Raw genomic sequence first — 16,003 nt, 5'->3', positions numbered from 1 at the left:
AGAAAAGTTTCGATTAAAAGCTTGTAACAATTGGTGTTTGTAGATATACCTATAAATATTCGTGCTCCAATGTTAAAAAATCATACTTATTTGTTTAATGTGATGGATATACATTTATAAGGGCAAAAAACTTTAAAACTTTCGGTCAGAAATAGGCAACTATGGGCAAATCACTAGTAATTGTAGAGTCTCCGGCAAAGGCAAAAACAATTAACAAATACTTAGGAAAGGATTTTATCGTCAAGTCCAGTGTTGGGCATGTGCGTGATCTTCCAACTTCAGGTTCAGGCAAAACGAAAACAGCGGCGACCAAAACGCCTGCTGAAGTTCGCAAAATGTCACCAGAAGAAAAAGCTGCCTATAAAAAGCAACGAGATTATAAGAATCTTGTTGCCCGCATGGGGATAGACCCTGAAAAAGGTTGGGAACCACATTACGAAATACTGCCAGGCAAAGAAAAAGTTGTTCAAGAATTAAAAAAGCTTGCTGAAAACGCCGATAAAATCTATCTCGCAACCGATTTGGATAGAGAAGGGGAAGCAATTGCATGGCACCTCGAACAGATTATTGGTGGCGAGCCTGAAAAGTATAAGCGAGTTGTTTTTAACGAAATTACTAAAAATGCAATTCAACAAGCATTCGAAACACCGGGTGAACTAAACACTGATATGGTTTACGCACAACAAGCGCGTCGTTTTCTTGACCGTGTAGTGGGCTTTATGGTGTCACCATTACTTTGGGCTAAAGTTGCTCGTGGTTTATCAGCCGGTCGTGTGCAATCTGTTGCTGTGCGTTTACTCGTTGAGCGTGAGCGTGAAATCAAAGCATTTATCCCTGAAGAGTTTTGGGATGTACACGCTGATGTTAAAAATAGTGAAGCTGCATTACGTTTAGAAGTTACAAAATACGCTGACAAAGCATTTAAGCCTGTTAATGAGGCGCAGGCAATGACTGCGGTTACTGACCTAGAGAAAGCTCAGTACAAGGTTGTTAGCGTTGAAGAAAAGCCAAGCAAGAGTAAGCCTAGTGCACCATTCATTACCTCAACCATGCAACAGGCTGCTAGTACACGTTTAGGCTATGGTGTTAAAAAGACTATGATGCTGGCTCAACGCTTATATGAAGCGGGCCACATTACTTATATGCGTACCGACTCAACCAACTTATCAAAAGATGCGGTTGAAATGTGCCGTGATTACGTAACCGAGCAGTTTGGTGAAAAGTATTTACCAAAAGCACCGATCAGTTACAGCTCTAAAGGCAATGCACAAGAGGCGCACGAGGCGATACGTCCATCAAGTGTCTCGGTATTATCAGGCCATTTAGATGGTGTTGAAGCAGATGCGAAAAAGCTCTACGAATTAATTTGGCGTCAATTTGTAGCTTGTCAAATGGTACCTGCTGAATATGACCTAACAACTTTAACCGTAGGTGCGGGTGATTATCAGCTAAAAGCAAAAGGCCGTGTACTTCGCTTTGATGGTTGGACAAAAGTTCAGCCAGCTGTTCGTAAAAAGAATGAAGAAGATCAATCATTACCAGCAGTAAAAGAGGGTGATGTACTAACGCTTGTTGAGTTAGATCCTAAGCAACACTTTACTAAGCCACCTGCGCGCTTTAGTGAAGCAAGCTTAGTTAAAGAGCTTGAAAAGCGTGGTATTGGTCGCCCTTCAACTTATGCATCAATTATCTCAACGATTCAGGACCGTGGTTATGTGCGCGTTGAAAATCGCCGTTTCTTCGCTGAAAAAATGGGTGAGATAGTTACTGACCGCTTAGTGGAAAACTTTGAAGATCTGATGAACTTTGATTTTACCGCTAAAATGGAAGGTCGTCTGGATGATATCGCAGAAGGTGAGCGCGTTTGGACACAAGTACTAGACAAGTTTTACGCAGACTTTTCAACTCAGCTTGAAATTGCTTCAGGTGATGAAGAGCAAGGCGGTATGCGCCAAAATCAAATGGTTGAAACAGACATAGATTGTCCAACCTGTGGCCGTAAAATGGGGATTCGTACTGCGTCAACTGGTGTATTCTTAGGCTGTACAGGTTACAACCTGCCACCTAAAGAGCGTTGTACAACAACCATGAATTTGGTGCCTGGTGATGAAGCGATTGCCGCAGATGTTGAAGATGTTGAAACAGAATCACTAATGCAAATGAAGCGTTGCCCAATCTGTGAAACGGCAATGGATTCATACTTGATAGACGAAACACGTAAACTGCATGTCTGTGGTAATAACCCAGCCTGTAAGGGTTATATCGTTGAACAAGGTACCTTTAAAATTAAAGGCTACGATGGCCCAATTATCGAATGTGATAAATGTGGCTCAGATATGCAGTTAAAATCAGGCCGTTTTGGCAAGTATTTTGGCTGTAGTAATGAAGAGTGTAAGAATACGCGTAAATTACTCAAAAATGGTGAAGCTGCGCCACCGAAAGAAGATCCGGTTCATTTACCAGAACTAGAATGTGAAAAATCAGAAGCTTACTTTGTACTTCGTGATGGTGCTTCAGGTATTTTCTTGGCGGCGAATACTTTTCCTAAGTCTCGTGAAACTCGTGCACCTAAAGTTGAAGAGTTAAAACGTTTTAGAGATCGTATTTCTGAGAAGTTTTATTATTTAGCTGATGCGCCTACGCAAGACCCAGATGGCAACCCTGCAATTGTTCGTTATAGCCGTAAAAATAAAGAACAATATGTGATGAGTGAAGTCGATGGTAAGGCGACAGGTTGGACTGCTCACTACCAAAATGGCAAGTGGGTTGAAGAAAGTAAAAAGAAAGCGCCTGCAAAAAAGAAAACATCGACAAAAGCTAAGGAATAATTCCTTAGCTTTTCAAGGCAATAAAAAACCGGAGCGCACGTCTTTGTGTCATTCCGGTTTTTTTATATCTGGTTTAACGACAAATTAAATTTGTACGTCTTTTACTTTCTTAAAGCCTTCAGCTTCAAGCTCATCATTCACACATTTTAGTACGTATAGCTTTAATTCTTCGTTGCTGATGTCATCATCTTTAGCCCAGTTTAAACACATCTCAGTGTATTCTTTGATCATTTCAGCTGATGCTTCAGGTGCTTCGTTAGCGATTGCGTTAGACGCTGACACGCTTAATACAGGTGCCAAAATTAGTGCTAGCAATGCTTTGTTCATTTAATTATTCCTAATCAACATAATTAATAATTACTGGCTTAAAGTGCTCAGTAAAGGTGCGCAAAGGGCATACCGCTTTGCTTAAGTGAATTTATAAACGAAATCTGTAAAAAAGATAACGAAATATTTTTATCGTAAAGATAAACAAAAAATAGTCACAGTAGTGCGCTGCAAATATAGAAATTACTAATAAAAACCGCGTATTATCAAACTAATATTTATGAGAGTGATTTTAGAAATGTCAGAACAGATTAATCAAACTAAAAACAAAAAAGTGCCTTCTACATTAGAGAGAGTCGTCGAAAAACTTATTTTTCGTTCTCGATGGCTGTTAGCGCCATTTTTTATAGGTTTATTAGTCGCTGTAGTCTTATTGTTGTTAAAGTTTTTCAAATATCTTTACAGCATGGCCTTAAATACGTTTTCGGCAACTAATCAAGAGTTATTGGTGGGAATATTAACTTTGGTTGATACCGCGCTTTTAGCTGGGCTTTTGCTTATCATTATTTTTAGTGGTTACGAAAACTTTGTTTCAAAGTTGAATATAGACAATCACGAAGACAGACCTGTATGGATGGGAAAGGTTGGTTTTTCAGGGCTTAAGATGAAATTAATAAGCGCCATTGTCGCTATCTCTGCTGTAGAGCTTTTAAAGGTGTTTATCAGCTCAAACAACCATTCAACGGATGAGTTACTTTGGAAGGTGTTAATTCATGTTACGTTTGTGGTGTCGGGAGTGTTATTTGCACTAACTGACTACATTAATAGTAAAACCATGAATCACTAATCGTGTTATTAGTAATAAAAAAGCCCTGCATTGCAGGGCTTGGTGTTTAACAACTGATAATTAATTCAGGGTTGCATAAAAGCAACCGAACCCGGGCAGAGTGACTGTATTATTGTTTAACTCAGCTGTGTGATGCGATAGCTCCGTATGCAGTGAAGACACTGTATCAGAGATTGTTAACTCGCTACTTTGTGCGCCTAGGTTGAATGCACACAGCATTTTGACGCCTTCAAAGGTTCTATAAAAAGCAAGTACAGGCTCTTGAGTGTTTAAAAACTCAATGTCGCCTTCTAACAGAACATTTTTATCTTTACGCCATGCCATAAATTCACGGTAGGCATTCAAAATCGAATTTTTGTCTTGATCTTGCGCATTAACAGCAACAGCTTTGTGAGCATTGCCTACAGGTAGCCATGGCTTAGCTGTTGAGAAGCCAGCCTGTTCAGTATCGCTTGCGTCCCATGGCATTGGAGTACGGCATCCATCACGGCCTTTAAAGTTTGGCCAGAAAGTAATGCCGTATGGGTCTTGTAAGTCTTCGAAAGCGACTTCAGCTTCACCTAAACCAAGCTCTTCACCTTGATACATACATACGCTGCCGCGTAGTGAAGCAAGCAGGGCGGTCAGCATTTTACATTGCTGCGGATTGATCGTGTTATCTTTACTCCAGCGACTAGCAACACGTTCAACATCGTGGTTACTAAATGCCCAACATGGCCAGCCTTCAGTCATACGCTCTTCTAATGTACTCACGGTATTACGAATATATTCTGCACTGTAATCATTAGTAAGTAATTCAAAGCTATAACCCATGTGGAGTTTATCACCACCTGATGTGTACTCAGCCATAGTAGCTAATGAGTCTTCTGATGAGATTTCACCTAAAGCAACCGTGCCAGGGTATTTATTTAATAGGGCACGAATGTCCTGCATAAAGCTTAAGTTTTCTGGTTGCGTATTATTGTAGTAGTGATACTGGAACGCATACGGGTTATCTTCGCTAAAGCCACGACCCTGACGCTTTTCAGGCGGCTTAGCAGGATTGTCACGTAATTGTGCATCGTGATAACAGAAATTGATCGCATCTAAGCGGAAACCATCAACACCTTTCTTAAGCCAAAACTCCACATTATCTAATACGGCTTTGCGAACTTCAGGATTATGGAAGTTTAAATCAGGCTGTTCTGCAAAGAAGTTATGCAAGTAATATTGACCACGGCGCGGTTCCCATTGCCATGCTGGACCACCAAATATAGATAACCAGTTATTTGGTTGTGTGCCATCCGGCTTCGCATCTGCCCAAACGTACCAGTCAGCTTTATCATTGGTTTTATCTTCACGACTATCGAGGAACCACTGATGTTGATCTGAGGTATGGCTCAATACCTGATCAATAATAATTTTAATATCACGTTGGTGAGCTTGTGCAATTAAATCATCAAAATCAGCAAGGTTACCAAAAATAGGGTCGATATCACGATAATCACTTATGTCATAACCAAAATCTTTCATTGGTGATTTAAAGAAAGGTGAAATCCAAATAGCATCAACACCCAAGCTCTTAATATAATCGATGCGATCAATGATACCTTTGATATCACCAATGCCATCGCCATTGGTGTCTTGGAAACTGCGCGGATAAACTTGATAGATAACCGCACCTTTATACCACTGCTTTTGAGCCATGTTTTTCTCCATCGTGACACTCAGTGTTTGTAAACTGTTGGGCAACTAACTAGATGTTGCCGGAATGTCAAAAGCATACGTGAAGGCTGGGATAGTGTAAAAACTCTGCATACGTATGCACGCTAAATTCATATTTTAATTACTGAAAAAATATCCGTCGTTGCACCAGTTCAATTGGCTATTTCATCTATGAAAAAATTTACCAATTGGCTTTGCTTGTTATTTGTAAAAACAATAAACCCCAGCTTGGTGCATAAAACAGTTGCTTCTGGCCAAAGTAGTGCAAATAAAATTTGGTAAGACCAATTTCCAGTTTGTCGAACTTTTTCTGTTTATTAACATTGCTTCTTTTACTAACACCCTGTTGAAGAGGCTTTTGTGTTTCTACTGGAGAGTTAGGGTTCAAAATTATGGCGAAAATGTTTCATTCTTATTAAATTGTGCTGGTATCATACTAAAGTTAACAATTACAATGGGTTAAGTCTTAATTGTGTAAATGTATTGTTAATTTTTGAGTGGTTGAACTACGCTGAATACGTATGCATAAATTTGTTAAGGAAATAATCTCGGCGTTAATATTCATTCCGACAACAAAATCAGTCAACGACTTCAGCTATTAGATAATAAATATCTGCATCGCGTTGGCATTACAATTTGGGTAATGGGAAAAGCATCATGTCTATGTTCAAACCAAGTATATTAACTCTGGCTTTAACAGCCGCAGGTTTAAATAGCTTTGTAGCGTATGCTGCAGAAGAAGACCAAAAAGCAAAAAACGATAACGTTGAAGTTATCGAAGTAAAAGGTTTTCGTGGCAGTGTTGTAGAATCTATTAATACTAAACGCTTCACTCCTGAAGTTGTTGAGTCAATCTCAGCAGAAGATATCGGTAAGCTACCAGATTCATCAATTGCAGAATCAATTGCACGCCTTCCTGGTTTAACTGCTCAACGTCTAGATGGTCGAGCTAGCCGCGTAAGTGTTCGTGGTTTCAGTGAAAACGAAAGTGCTACTACTTTTAATGGCCGTGAGCAAGTATCAATCGGTGACAACCGTGGCGTAGAATTTGACCTTTACCCATCAGAAATTATGAGTGGCGTAACGGTATATAAAACACCAAGCGCTAGTCTTGATGCAGAAGGTATTGCTGGCGTAATCGACATGCAAACTGTTAAACCTTTAAGCAAAGGTGAGCAAGTTATCATGTTCAATGGCCAATATGAGCAAACTGGTTTTGATAAATTAAACCCAGACGGTGACGATAAAGGTTTCCGCGGTACTGTTTCATACATTGATCAGTTTGCAGATGACACAATTGGTGTTGCATTTGCTTACAATACAATGAGCTCACCTAACCAAGAAAAACGTTGGAATTCATGGGGCTACCCTGAGTTTACCGGTGGAGATGGTAACACGTATTCAATTTTAGGTGGTGCTAAACCATTCGTACGTTCATCGACTCTTGAGCGTGACACAGCGATGCTTGTTATTGAAGCTGCGCCGACAGATCGTCTTAACATGACATTCGATGCCTTATACGTTGATTTTTCGGATGAAAAAATCTTACGTGGTATTGAAGTGCCATTTGCTTGGGGCCAAGGTTCAATCGACCCAAGCTCAGCTGTAATTGATGCTGACTCTGGTTTTATCACAAGTGCAGTAACTGAAGGTCAACGTGTTGTTGTTCGTAACGACTACGAAGAGCGTAACGCTGAGCTAACTCAGTTTGGTTTTAATGCAAAATACGACATCAGTGATGACTGGTCAGTAGAATTTGACGTAAGCCGCTCTGAAGTTGAACGTCAAATCTGGAGTATCGAAAGCTACTCAGGAACAGGTCGTGGTGACGCAAATGGTGTTGCTGATACGATTGGTTACGAGTTTGACGGTGGTAACACTGGCGCGCAATTCAGCCACAACCTTGATTACAGCGACTACGACTTAATCCAACTTGGTGGCCCATTATCTTGGGGTGCAAGTGCTGCACTTAACGATAAGTATGGTTTAACAGGTACTGAATACCAAAATACAGCGCAAGATGGCTTTATCAACGCGCCAGAAATCAATGATGAATTAAGCACATTAAAACTTGCTGCAAGCAAAGTACTTGATAACGCTTACATCAGCCGTGTGTCATTTGGTATGTCTTACCGTGACCGTGAAAAGAGCAAAGTGTCTGAAGGTTACTTCATGACATTAAAAGATTTCTCTTTATCAAATCCAGGTATGTTATCAATCCCTGAGCAATACCGTTTAGGTACAGCGAGCCTTGACTTCATTGGTATGGGCAACATGGTTGCATACGATACCAACGGTTTAGTAAACGACGGTTATTATAACCTTCTTCAAGAAAGCTTAACTGATTCAAAACACAAGACACAATCTTGGACTGTACAAGAAGAAGTAACAGCGTTTTTTGCTCAAGCTGACATTAATGCTGAAATTGGTTCAATCCCTGTAACAGGTAACGTTGGTGTTCGTTATGTGAAAACTGAACAGTCTTCACAAGGCTTTGCCGCTAACACAGTGAATGGTTTAGTTGTTGTATCACCAACTGATGTAAGCCACGATTACAGCCACTTCTTACCAAGCATCAATTTATCGTTTGCAATTGATGAAGAGCAAACTGTACGTTTTGGCGCGGCGAAAACGATTTCTCGTGCTCGCTTAGATGAAATGAACTCATCAGTTAATGCTTCTTACAATCAACAACCTGATGAAAATGGTAACTACTGGAGTGTATCAGGTGGTAACCCTGAACTTGAACCAAAAGAAGCTACAGGTTTTGATGTAAGCTACGAAAACTACTTCCATGAAGAAGGTTACTTTGCAGCTGCTGTATTCTATAAAGATATCACTCAGTGGATTTTCGATGGTACTTATGAAATCGACATGAGCGGTGTAGCTGACCCGTCAACCGGTGAAATCCCTGCAACTTCAACAGGTACTGGTTCTGGTAAAGTAAATGGTGGTTCTGGTGACCTATGGGGTTATGAGCTTTCATTAACACTACCGTTCACTATGTTCAGTGAATCTCTAGACGGTTTTGGTTTAATCGCAAGCCATACAGGTGTTGAGCAAGACTTAACTGACCAAAATGGTAACGAATATGAGCTACCTGGTTTATCTGACCAAATCGATAGCTTAACAGTTTACTTTGAGCGTAACGGTTTCCAAGCACGTACAAGCATGCGTAAACGTAGTGACTTTAAAGGTGACGTATACGGTTTAGGTTTTGCTACTACACAAGTTGATATTAAAGGCGAAACAATTTGGGATGCACAAATTGGTTATGACTTTAGTGAAGGCGGTGTAGAGAGTCTTGACGGTTTATCTGTAACTTTCCAAGTTCAGAACATCACAGAAGAGCCGTTCACATCACTACAAGGTGAAAACTCACTTCAAGTACGTGATTATCAAGACTACGGTCGTACATTCCTGTTAGGCTTCAGCTACAAGCTGTAATGAGCTAAACAGAGATATAAAATTGCCCTTGTGATTTGTTTTACAAGGGCTTTTTTATATCAGTGAGCTACACTCAATGAATTGAAATTGGCGTTAGGTGTACTATGGAATCAAAAAAAATAACCAAAGTAGTGATTGCTGGCGGTGGTACCGCAGGGTGGATAACTGCAGCATTACTCAATAAAGTGCTGGGTAAAGTGCTTGATATAACCCTGATAGAGTCAGCAGAAATTGGCACTGTCGGTGTCGGTGAAGCCAGTATTCCACCTATTTTGCATCTAAATGGTGCGCTAGGTATAACCGAAAAAGAATTTATTAAGGCCACTGGCGCAACGATTAAACTGGGTATTGAGTTTGAAAATTGGCGCAGCCAAGGTCACAGCTATATGCACGCCTTTGGTGAGATAGGTAAAGACTTCCCGTTTTGTGAGTTTTACCACTTTTGGTTAAAAGCAAATCAAGCTAATAATGCACCTGATTTTTGGGATTTTTCACTTAACTACCAAGCTGCAAAAGCACATAAATTTGCCCACCTTAAACAAATTCCAAATACTCAGTTAGCGGGCTTACATTATGCCTATCATTTTGATGCCACACGATACGGCGAGTTCTTAAAAGAATTAGCACAATCACGGGGCGTAAAACGGATTGAAGGCAAAATTGAATCGGTTAATCAATGTCACCAAAGCGGGCATATAACCTCTTTATTGCTTAAAAATGGCGAGCAAATTGACGGCGACTTATTTATTGATTGCACAGGTTTACGTGCATTATTAATAGAGCAAACACTTAATGCAGGTTTTGAGGATTGGTCACATTGGTTACCTTGTGATAGTGCTGTTGCAGTGCAAAGTGAATCAGCTAACGATGCAATTCCATATACACGTTCAATTGCAAGAGACTCGGGTTGGCAGTGGCAAATTCCATTACAGCATCGTGTAGGCAACGGTCTTGTCTATTCTTCTCGTTTCTTATCAGACGAAGCGGCAAAACAACAGCTCTTGGATAACTTACCTGCTAAACCACTGACAGAGCCCCGCGTTATTAAATTTAAAACAGGCCGCCGTTTAAAGCAGTGGCATAAAAATGTGGTATCGGTTGGCTTATCGAGCGGATTTTTAGAGCCATTAGAATCGACCAGTATTCATTTAATTCAAAGTGCAGCCATTCGTTTAATTAAGTTTTTTCCTCATCAAGGTATTAAACAAAGCCTTGTGGATGAATTTAATCAACAAAGTAAAACAGAATTTGAGCGAATTCGTGACTTTATTATTCTTCACTACAATATTACTGAGCGTGATGACAGTGCGTTTTGGTGTTTTTGTAAAGGCATGGATATTCCAAGTAGTCTTAAAAAGAAAATTGAGCTATTTAAAACCAGTGGCAAGCTCGTAAGAGAAGACGATGAGCTATTTGCCGAAGTTGCATGGCAACAAGTGATGATAGGGCAAGGGCTTATAGCAGAGGATCACCATCCATTAACTGATGCGTTATCAGATGAGCAGTTAAATGAGCTATTTAGTAATTTAAAAACCTTGATTAATAGCACTGTAGAGCAACTGCCGAGCCACAGTCAATTCTTAGAAAAAGTACAAAATTAACTATGAAAACAACACGAATATTTTTAGCGTTAACGACCGCATTTACGCTTTTCAACTCGACAGCCAGCTTTGCAATTACTGTGTCACCAGAAAACTGGTGGGTAGGAATGCAAAATGACTCGTTACAAGTCATGCTTTACGATAACAATATTGCTAGCAAAACGTGGCAAATGATGCCTTATAAAGGTGTTGAGTTTAAAGGGGTGACAACAACGAATAACCCTAACTACGCGTTTTTAGATTTAACCATTAGCGATAATGCAAAGGCGGGAACACTAACCTTTAAAGCTGAAGATGGCACAGAATTTACTTACCCGTTAAATGCCCGTGATAAACAAAGTGCCAATCGTCATGGCTTTACAAATAAAGATACGCTTTATTTAATCAATCCTGATCGCTTTGTAAATGGTGATCCAAGCAATGACACCGTTGCTGGTATGAAGGAGGCTGCAAACCCAAGCTTTAAAGGTGGCCGACATGGCGGTGATATTCAAGGTGTTATTAATAGCCTAGATTATCTTGAGGACTTAGGTGTGACGCAACTTTGGTTAACACCGGTGCTTGAAAATGACATGCCAAGTTACTCTTATCATGGTTATGCCATTACTGACTTTTACAAAGTTGATCCGCGTATGGGTAGTAATGCACTTTACAAAACCTTATCAGCAGAGGCGAAAGAGCATGGCATCGGCTTAGTGATGGACATGGTACTTAACCACTTTGGTTCATCGCATCAGTGGATGGCTGATATGCCAACAGCAGATTGGGTTAACTTTGATGGCAAGTTTGAAAACGGCAAAAATGCCACAAGTCACGCCAGACAAACAATTCAAGACCCACATGCGAGCCAATACGATAAACGTCAATTTAATGATGGTTGGTTTGTTGAGTCTATGCCTGATTTAAATCAGCGTCAGCCGTTACTGTCTACTTATTTGATTCAAAATGCCATTTGGTGGATTGAATACGCCAACTTAAGCGGCATTCGTGTTGATACCTATTCATACTCAGATAAAGCATTTTTAGCCGATTGGACTAAAGCCATTATGACCGAGTATCCGAACTTTAATATTGTTGGTGAAGAGTGGACAACCAACCCAGCAATTGCTTCTTATTGGCAGCGCGGCAAAGTAAATCAAGATGGTTATACCTCTGACTTACCGAGTGTGATGGACTTTTCATTACAAGAAGCGCTGATCCAAGCACTCAACGAAGAAGAAAGCTGGAATACAGGTTGGGTAAAAGTGTATCAATCGCTAGCGAATGACTTTTTATATGCTGATACAGATAACATTTTAGTTTTTGCTGATAATCATGACATGAGCCGTGTTTACACTGAGCTTGGTCAAGACCTAGCAAAAACAAAATTAGCCATGACGCTACTGTTAACGACTCGCGGTATTCCACAAATTTATTACGGCACAGAACTGTTACTTGATAACACGCCAAGTAATGACCACGGTGATATTCGCATTGACTTCCCGGGTGGGTTTCATGGTCAAAAAGCGAATGCCTTCACAGGCGAAGGACTTTCAGCTGATCAGCAAGAGATGTTAACTAGCATTAAAAAGCTGCTTCGACTGCGCCAAGAAAAACCAGCGCTAAGCGAAGGCCGTTTAATGCATTTTTCACCGAAGCAAGGCGTGTATAGCTATGTGAGAGAACACAATGAGCAAACTGTATTAGTTATTCTTAACAAAAACCAACAAGCCATTGATTGGGACTTAAGCTACATGCAAGAAGTGCTGAAAGGCAACAATAAAGGACGTGATTTAATCAGCGAAAAACCTGTTGATCTTGCAGCGCTAATCCGCTTAAAAGCTATGCAAGCACGCTTAATCGAGCTTGAATAATTGCAACTAATAAGCTGAATACGTATGCATTTACTGTCCGTATGCAGCCCTTAACATTAGTATGAACTGATATTTACAGAAAAATGAAGTAATGATGACAACATACAAACTAACTGCGCTAGTAGTGGCTTCGGTTTTAGGTTTAACTGCCTGTGGTAACGATGCGCCAGTACAGCAGAACACGCAAAAGCAACAATCAGAAGCTAGCCAAGCAGCTATCTCTAAGCCTGTGGTTTATCAAGTATTCACTCGATTATTTGGTAATACAAACACCACGAATAAACCGTGGGGCACATTAGAAGAAAATGGGGTAGGCAAATTCGCTGATTTTAATGATGCAGCATTACAAGGTATCAAAGAGCTAGGCACGACACATGTTTGGTATACCGGTGTGCCGCGTCATGCATTAGTAACTGATTATACTGAATACGGTTTGTCTCAAGATGACCCTGATGTTGTAAAAGGGCGTGCAGGCTCGCCTTATGCGGTGAAAGATTATTACGATGTTAATCCTGATTTAGCAATTAACCCTGAGCGCCGCCTAGAAGAGTTTGTTGAGCTTATCAATCGTACTCATGAGCACGGTATGAAAGTTGTTATTGATATTGTGCCAAATCATGTCGCGCGTAACTACGAGTCGGTTGCCAAGCCTGAAGGTGTTAAAGATTTCGGCGCTGATGATGACACGACGAAAACCTATGCTCGCGATAATAATTTTTATTATGTAACAGGGCAGTCATTTCAAGTGCCAACAAGCGATAGCTACCAAGTATTAGGTGGTAACCCGCATCCACTTGCAGATAATCAGTTTGATGAAACACCTGCAAAATGGACGGGAAATGGGGCACGCGCTGCTAAACCCGACATCAATGATTGGTACGAAACAGTTAAAATCAATTACGGTGTGAAACCAGACGGCAGCTACGATTTCCCAACGCTACCAGCTGATTACGCTGAAAAAGATTACCGTGCGCACTACGCATTTTGGCAGGATAAAGACCTACCAAATAGCTGGTATAAATTCCGTGATATCGCACTATATTGGTTAGATAAAGGTGTTGATGGTTTCCGTTATGATATGGCTGAAATGGTGCCTGTTGAGCTTTGGAGCTTTTTAAACTCATCAATCAAAATGCAAAAAAGTGATGCCTTTATTCTGGCTGAGGTTTATAACCCAACGCTTTATCGCCCTTATATTCAGCAGGGTAAGATGGATTATCTGTACGACAAAGTCGGCTTTTACGACACAGTTAAAGCTGTGATGCAAGGTAAACAACCAGCAGAAACTATTTTTGAAATCCAAAGCCAAGTGGCTGATATTGAAGAGCACATGCTGCACTTTTTAGAAAACCATGATGAGCAACGCATTGCTAGCCCGGATTTCGCTGGTAGCAGTGAAAAAGGTAAGCCAGCTATGGTGGTTTCTACATTAATGTCGCGTTCGCCAACCTTACTTTATTTTGGTCAAGCTGTCGGTGAAGATGGCTCTGAGGACGGTGGTTTTGGTGACCCAACGCGTACAAGTATCTTCGACTACATGGGTGTACCTGCACATCAAGCGTGGATGAATAATGGTAAATTCGATGGCGGTGCGCTTTCAAAGCAGCAAGCTGATCTTCGCGCTTACTACACCAAGTTAATGTCATTAAACACACTTCCTGCAATTGTTGGCGGTGACATGCAAGCGGTTGAATTGACTGGCTCAGAGCAAGTAATAGCCTTTACGCGTAAGCTAGGTCAACAGCTGGTGCTTGTAGTAAGTAACTTTTCAGAAAATCCACAGAATGTTGAGCTTACTCTTAACCAAGCGTTATTACCTAAACTTAACCACAGTGGTTTAACGTTAACTGACAATCTAGAAAATCATGCCGACATTGTGATTTCTGAGGCAGCAACGAAGGCGCCAATTCAATTACAACTGAACGGCTTAAGCAGTGCAGTATTTACCTTAAAGGCTGACTATGAATAATAACAAACCAACGCTAAGCTTCTGGCAAATATGGAATATGTGTTTTGGATTCCTTGGCATCCAATTTGGCTTTGCATTACAAAACGGTAATGTGAGTCGTATATTTCAAACTTTAGGTGCCAATGTTGATGACATTCCAATCCTTTGGGTTGCAGCGCCGCTTACAGGTCTTATCGTACAACCTATCATTGGTTACTGGAGCGATAAAACATGGAATAAGTTAGGTCGCCGTCGTCCGTTCTTTTTCTATGGGGCTATTTTAACGACGTTATCGTTATTCATTATGCCTAACTCACCAAGCCTGTGGATTGCGGCGGGTATGTTATGGATCATGGATGCGTCAATTAACGTGACTATGGAACCTTTCCGTGCACTTGTCAGTGATAATCTGCCGAAAAAGCAACGTGCAACTGGTTATGCAATGCAAAGCTTCTTCATTGGTATCGGTGCGGTTGTCGCGTCTGCTTTACCTTGGATGATGACTAACTGGTTCGATATTGCCAATACTGCACCTGCTGGGCAAATCCCGGATTCTGTAAAATTCTCGTTTTATTTTGGTGCCGTTGTTTTAATTATTGCTGTGTTTTGGACCGTCTTTACAACTAAAGAATATTCACCAGAAGAGCTTGAAAGCTTTCATGAACAAGAGCAAAGTGATGACTCGGCTGATGTTCAAAGTGATGTCAACTTTAACAAAGGCGCTGCAATCTTTACGGTGCTTGGCCTTGTTGTACTTGGTATCGTTACCGGTCTTTCTCTTGAGAAAGAGCTGTATTTGCTTGCAGGTGGTTTGATTAGCTTTGGTGTTATTCAATTTATTGCCGGTGCTTTAAAAGCTAAAAACGCAACCAGTGGTGGCTTTTATCAAGTTGTGAATGATGTATTCACTATGCCAGAAACGATGAAACAATTGGCTTGGGTACAATTTTTTAGCTGGTTCTCATTGTTTGCAATGTGGATTTATACCACCTCGGCAGTAACTAGCTTCCACTACGGCAGCAGTGATACAAGCTCTCTTGCTTACAACAACGGTGCTGACTGGGTTGGTGTATTATTTGCCGCTTATAACGGTTTTGCAGCTATTGCAGCACTGTGTATTCCAATTATCGTTAAAAAAGTAGGGCTAAAAATGGCTCACGCTATCAACCTAGTGTTAGGTGCATTGGGCTTGGTCAGCTTTATTATTATCAAAGATCCAAGTTTACTAATCTGGCCAATGATTGGGGTAGGGTTTGCTTGGGCGTCAATTCTATCTTTACCATACGCAATGTTAAGTACCTCAGTACCAAGTAAGAAAATGGGTGTGTATATGGGTATCTTTAACTTCTTTATTGTTATTCCGCAGCTTTTAGCGGCAAGCGTATTAGGCCTAATTTTACGTCACTTTTTTGATAATCAACCGATTTATGCGTTAGTGCTAGGTGCAGTGTCATTTGTACTAGCAGCGGTCGCTGTACTGCGCGTTAAGCAACAATAATAAGGACACA

The 16,003-nt window shown here is 40.7% G+C and carries 9 protein-coding genes; 7 read left to right on the top strand and 2 right to left on the bottom strand.

What is annotated here, in order from left to right; all coding sequences use genetic code 11:
- Window positions 1-161: 161 nt before the first annotated feature.
- Window positions 162-2,828 (top strand): type I DNA topoisomerase, encoded by a 2,667-nt coding sequence (gene topA, locus ACSFVZ_RS05240; RefSeq protein WP_435558270.1) that lies wholly within the window; start codon window positions 162-164, stop codon window positions 2,826-2,828.
- Window positions 2,829-2,912: 84 nt separating this feature from the next.
- On the opposite strand, the gene ACSFVZ_RS05235 is transcribed toward topA, so the two are convergent.
- Entirely contained in the window at window positions 2,913-3,155 is a 243-nt protein-coding gene (locus tag ACSFVZ_RS05235; RefSeq protein ID WP_435558269.1) for a hypothetical protein, read from the bottom strand.
- Window positions 3,156-3,393: 238 nt separating this feature from the next.
- Here ACSFVZ_RS05235 and ACSFVZ_RS05230 point away from each other — a divergent pair, with 238 nt between their 5' ends.
- Window positions 3,394-3,942, top strand: coding sequence for a TIGR00645 family protein (locus ACSFVZ_RS05230; RefSeq protein WP_435558268.1), 549 nt, complete (start codon window positions 3,394-3,396; stop codon window positions 3,940-3,942).
- A 60-nt stretch (window positions 3,943-4,002) separates the two neighbouring features.
- Here ACSFVZ_RS05230 and ACSFVZ_RS05225 read toward each other — a convergent pair whose 3' ends face one another.
- Complete coding sequence (locus ACSFVZ_RS05225) at window positions 4,003-5,628, bottom strand: alpha-glucosidase family protein (RefSeq protein ID WP_235382461.1); 1,626 nt, start codon at window positions 5,626-5,628, stop codon at window positions 4,003-4,005.
- A gap of 675 nt (window positions 5,629-6,303) precedes the next feature.
- Here ACSFVZ_RS05225 and ACSFVZ_RS05220 point away from each other — a divergent pair.
- The 5 genes from ACSFVZ_RS05220 to ACSFVZ_RS05200 all read left to right on the top strand — a co-directional run bounded on the left by ACSFVZ_RS05220 (window position 6,304) and on the right by ACSFVZ_RS05200 (window position 15,993).
- Entirely contained in the window at window positions 6,304-9,093 is a 2,790-nt protein-coding gene (locus tag ACSFVZ_RS05220; protein ID WP_435558267.1) for a TonB-dependent receptor, read from the top strand.
- A gap of 104 nt (window positions 9,094-9,197) precedes the next feature.
- The gene (locus ACSFVZ_RS05215) at window positions 9,198-10,694 is read left to right on the top strand and encodes a tryptophan halogenase family protein (protein WP_435558266.1); all 1,497 of its coding nucleotides are present in this window, start codon (window positions 9,198-9,200) and stop codon (window positions 10,692-10,694) included.
- A gap of 2 nt (window positions 10,695-10,696) precedes the next feature.
- Window positions 10,697-12,547, top strand: a complete 1,851-nt coding sequence (locus ACSFVZ_RS05210) for a glycoside hydrolase family 13 protein (RefSeq protein ID WP_435558265.1) — start codon at window positions 10,697-10,699, stop codon at window positions 12,545-12,547.
- A gap of 94 nt (window positions 12,548-12,641) precedes the next feature.
- Window positions 12,642-14,516, top strand: a complete 1,875-nt coding sequence (locus tag ACSFVZ_RS05205; RefSeq protein ID WP_435558281.1) for an alpha-amylase family glycosyl hydrolase — start codon at window positions 12,642-12,644, stop codon at window positions 14,514-14,516.
- Window positions 14,509-15,993, top strand: coding sequence for an MFS transporter (locus ACSFVZ_RS05200; RefSeq protein WP_281546501.1), 1,485 nt, complete (start codon window positions 14,509-14,511; stop codon window positions 15,991-15,993). Before ACSFVZ_RS05205 ends, ACSFVZ_RS05200 begins: the two co-directional genes overlap by 8 nt.
- The last annotated feature ends 10 nt before the right edge of the window (window positions 15,994-16,003 follow it).

Origin of the sequence: Pseudoalteromonas nanhaiensis, from assembly GCF_051235485.1 — a bacterium.
In the GTDB taxonomy this organism is placed as follows: domain Bacteria; phylum Pseudomonadota; class Gammaproteobacteria; order Enterobacterales; family Alteromonadaceae; genus Pseudoalteromonas; species Pseudoalteromonas lipolytica_C.
Note: the sequence above shows the minus strand (reverse complement) of the source record. Positions and strands in the feature narration are given on the sequence as shown.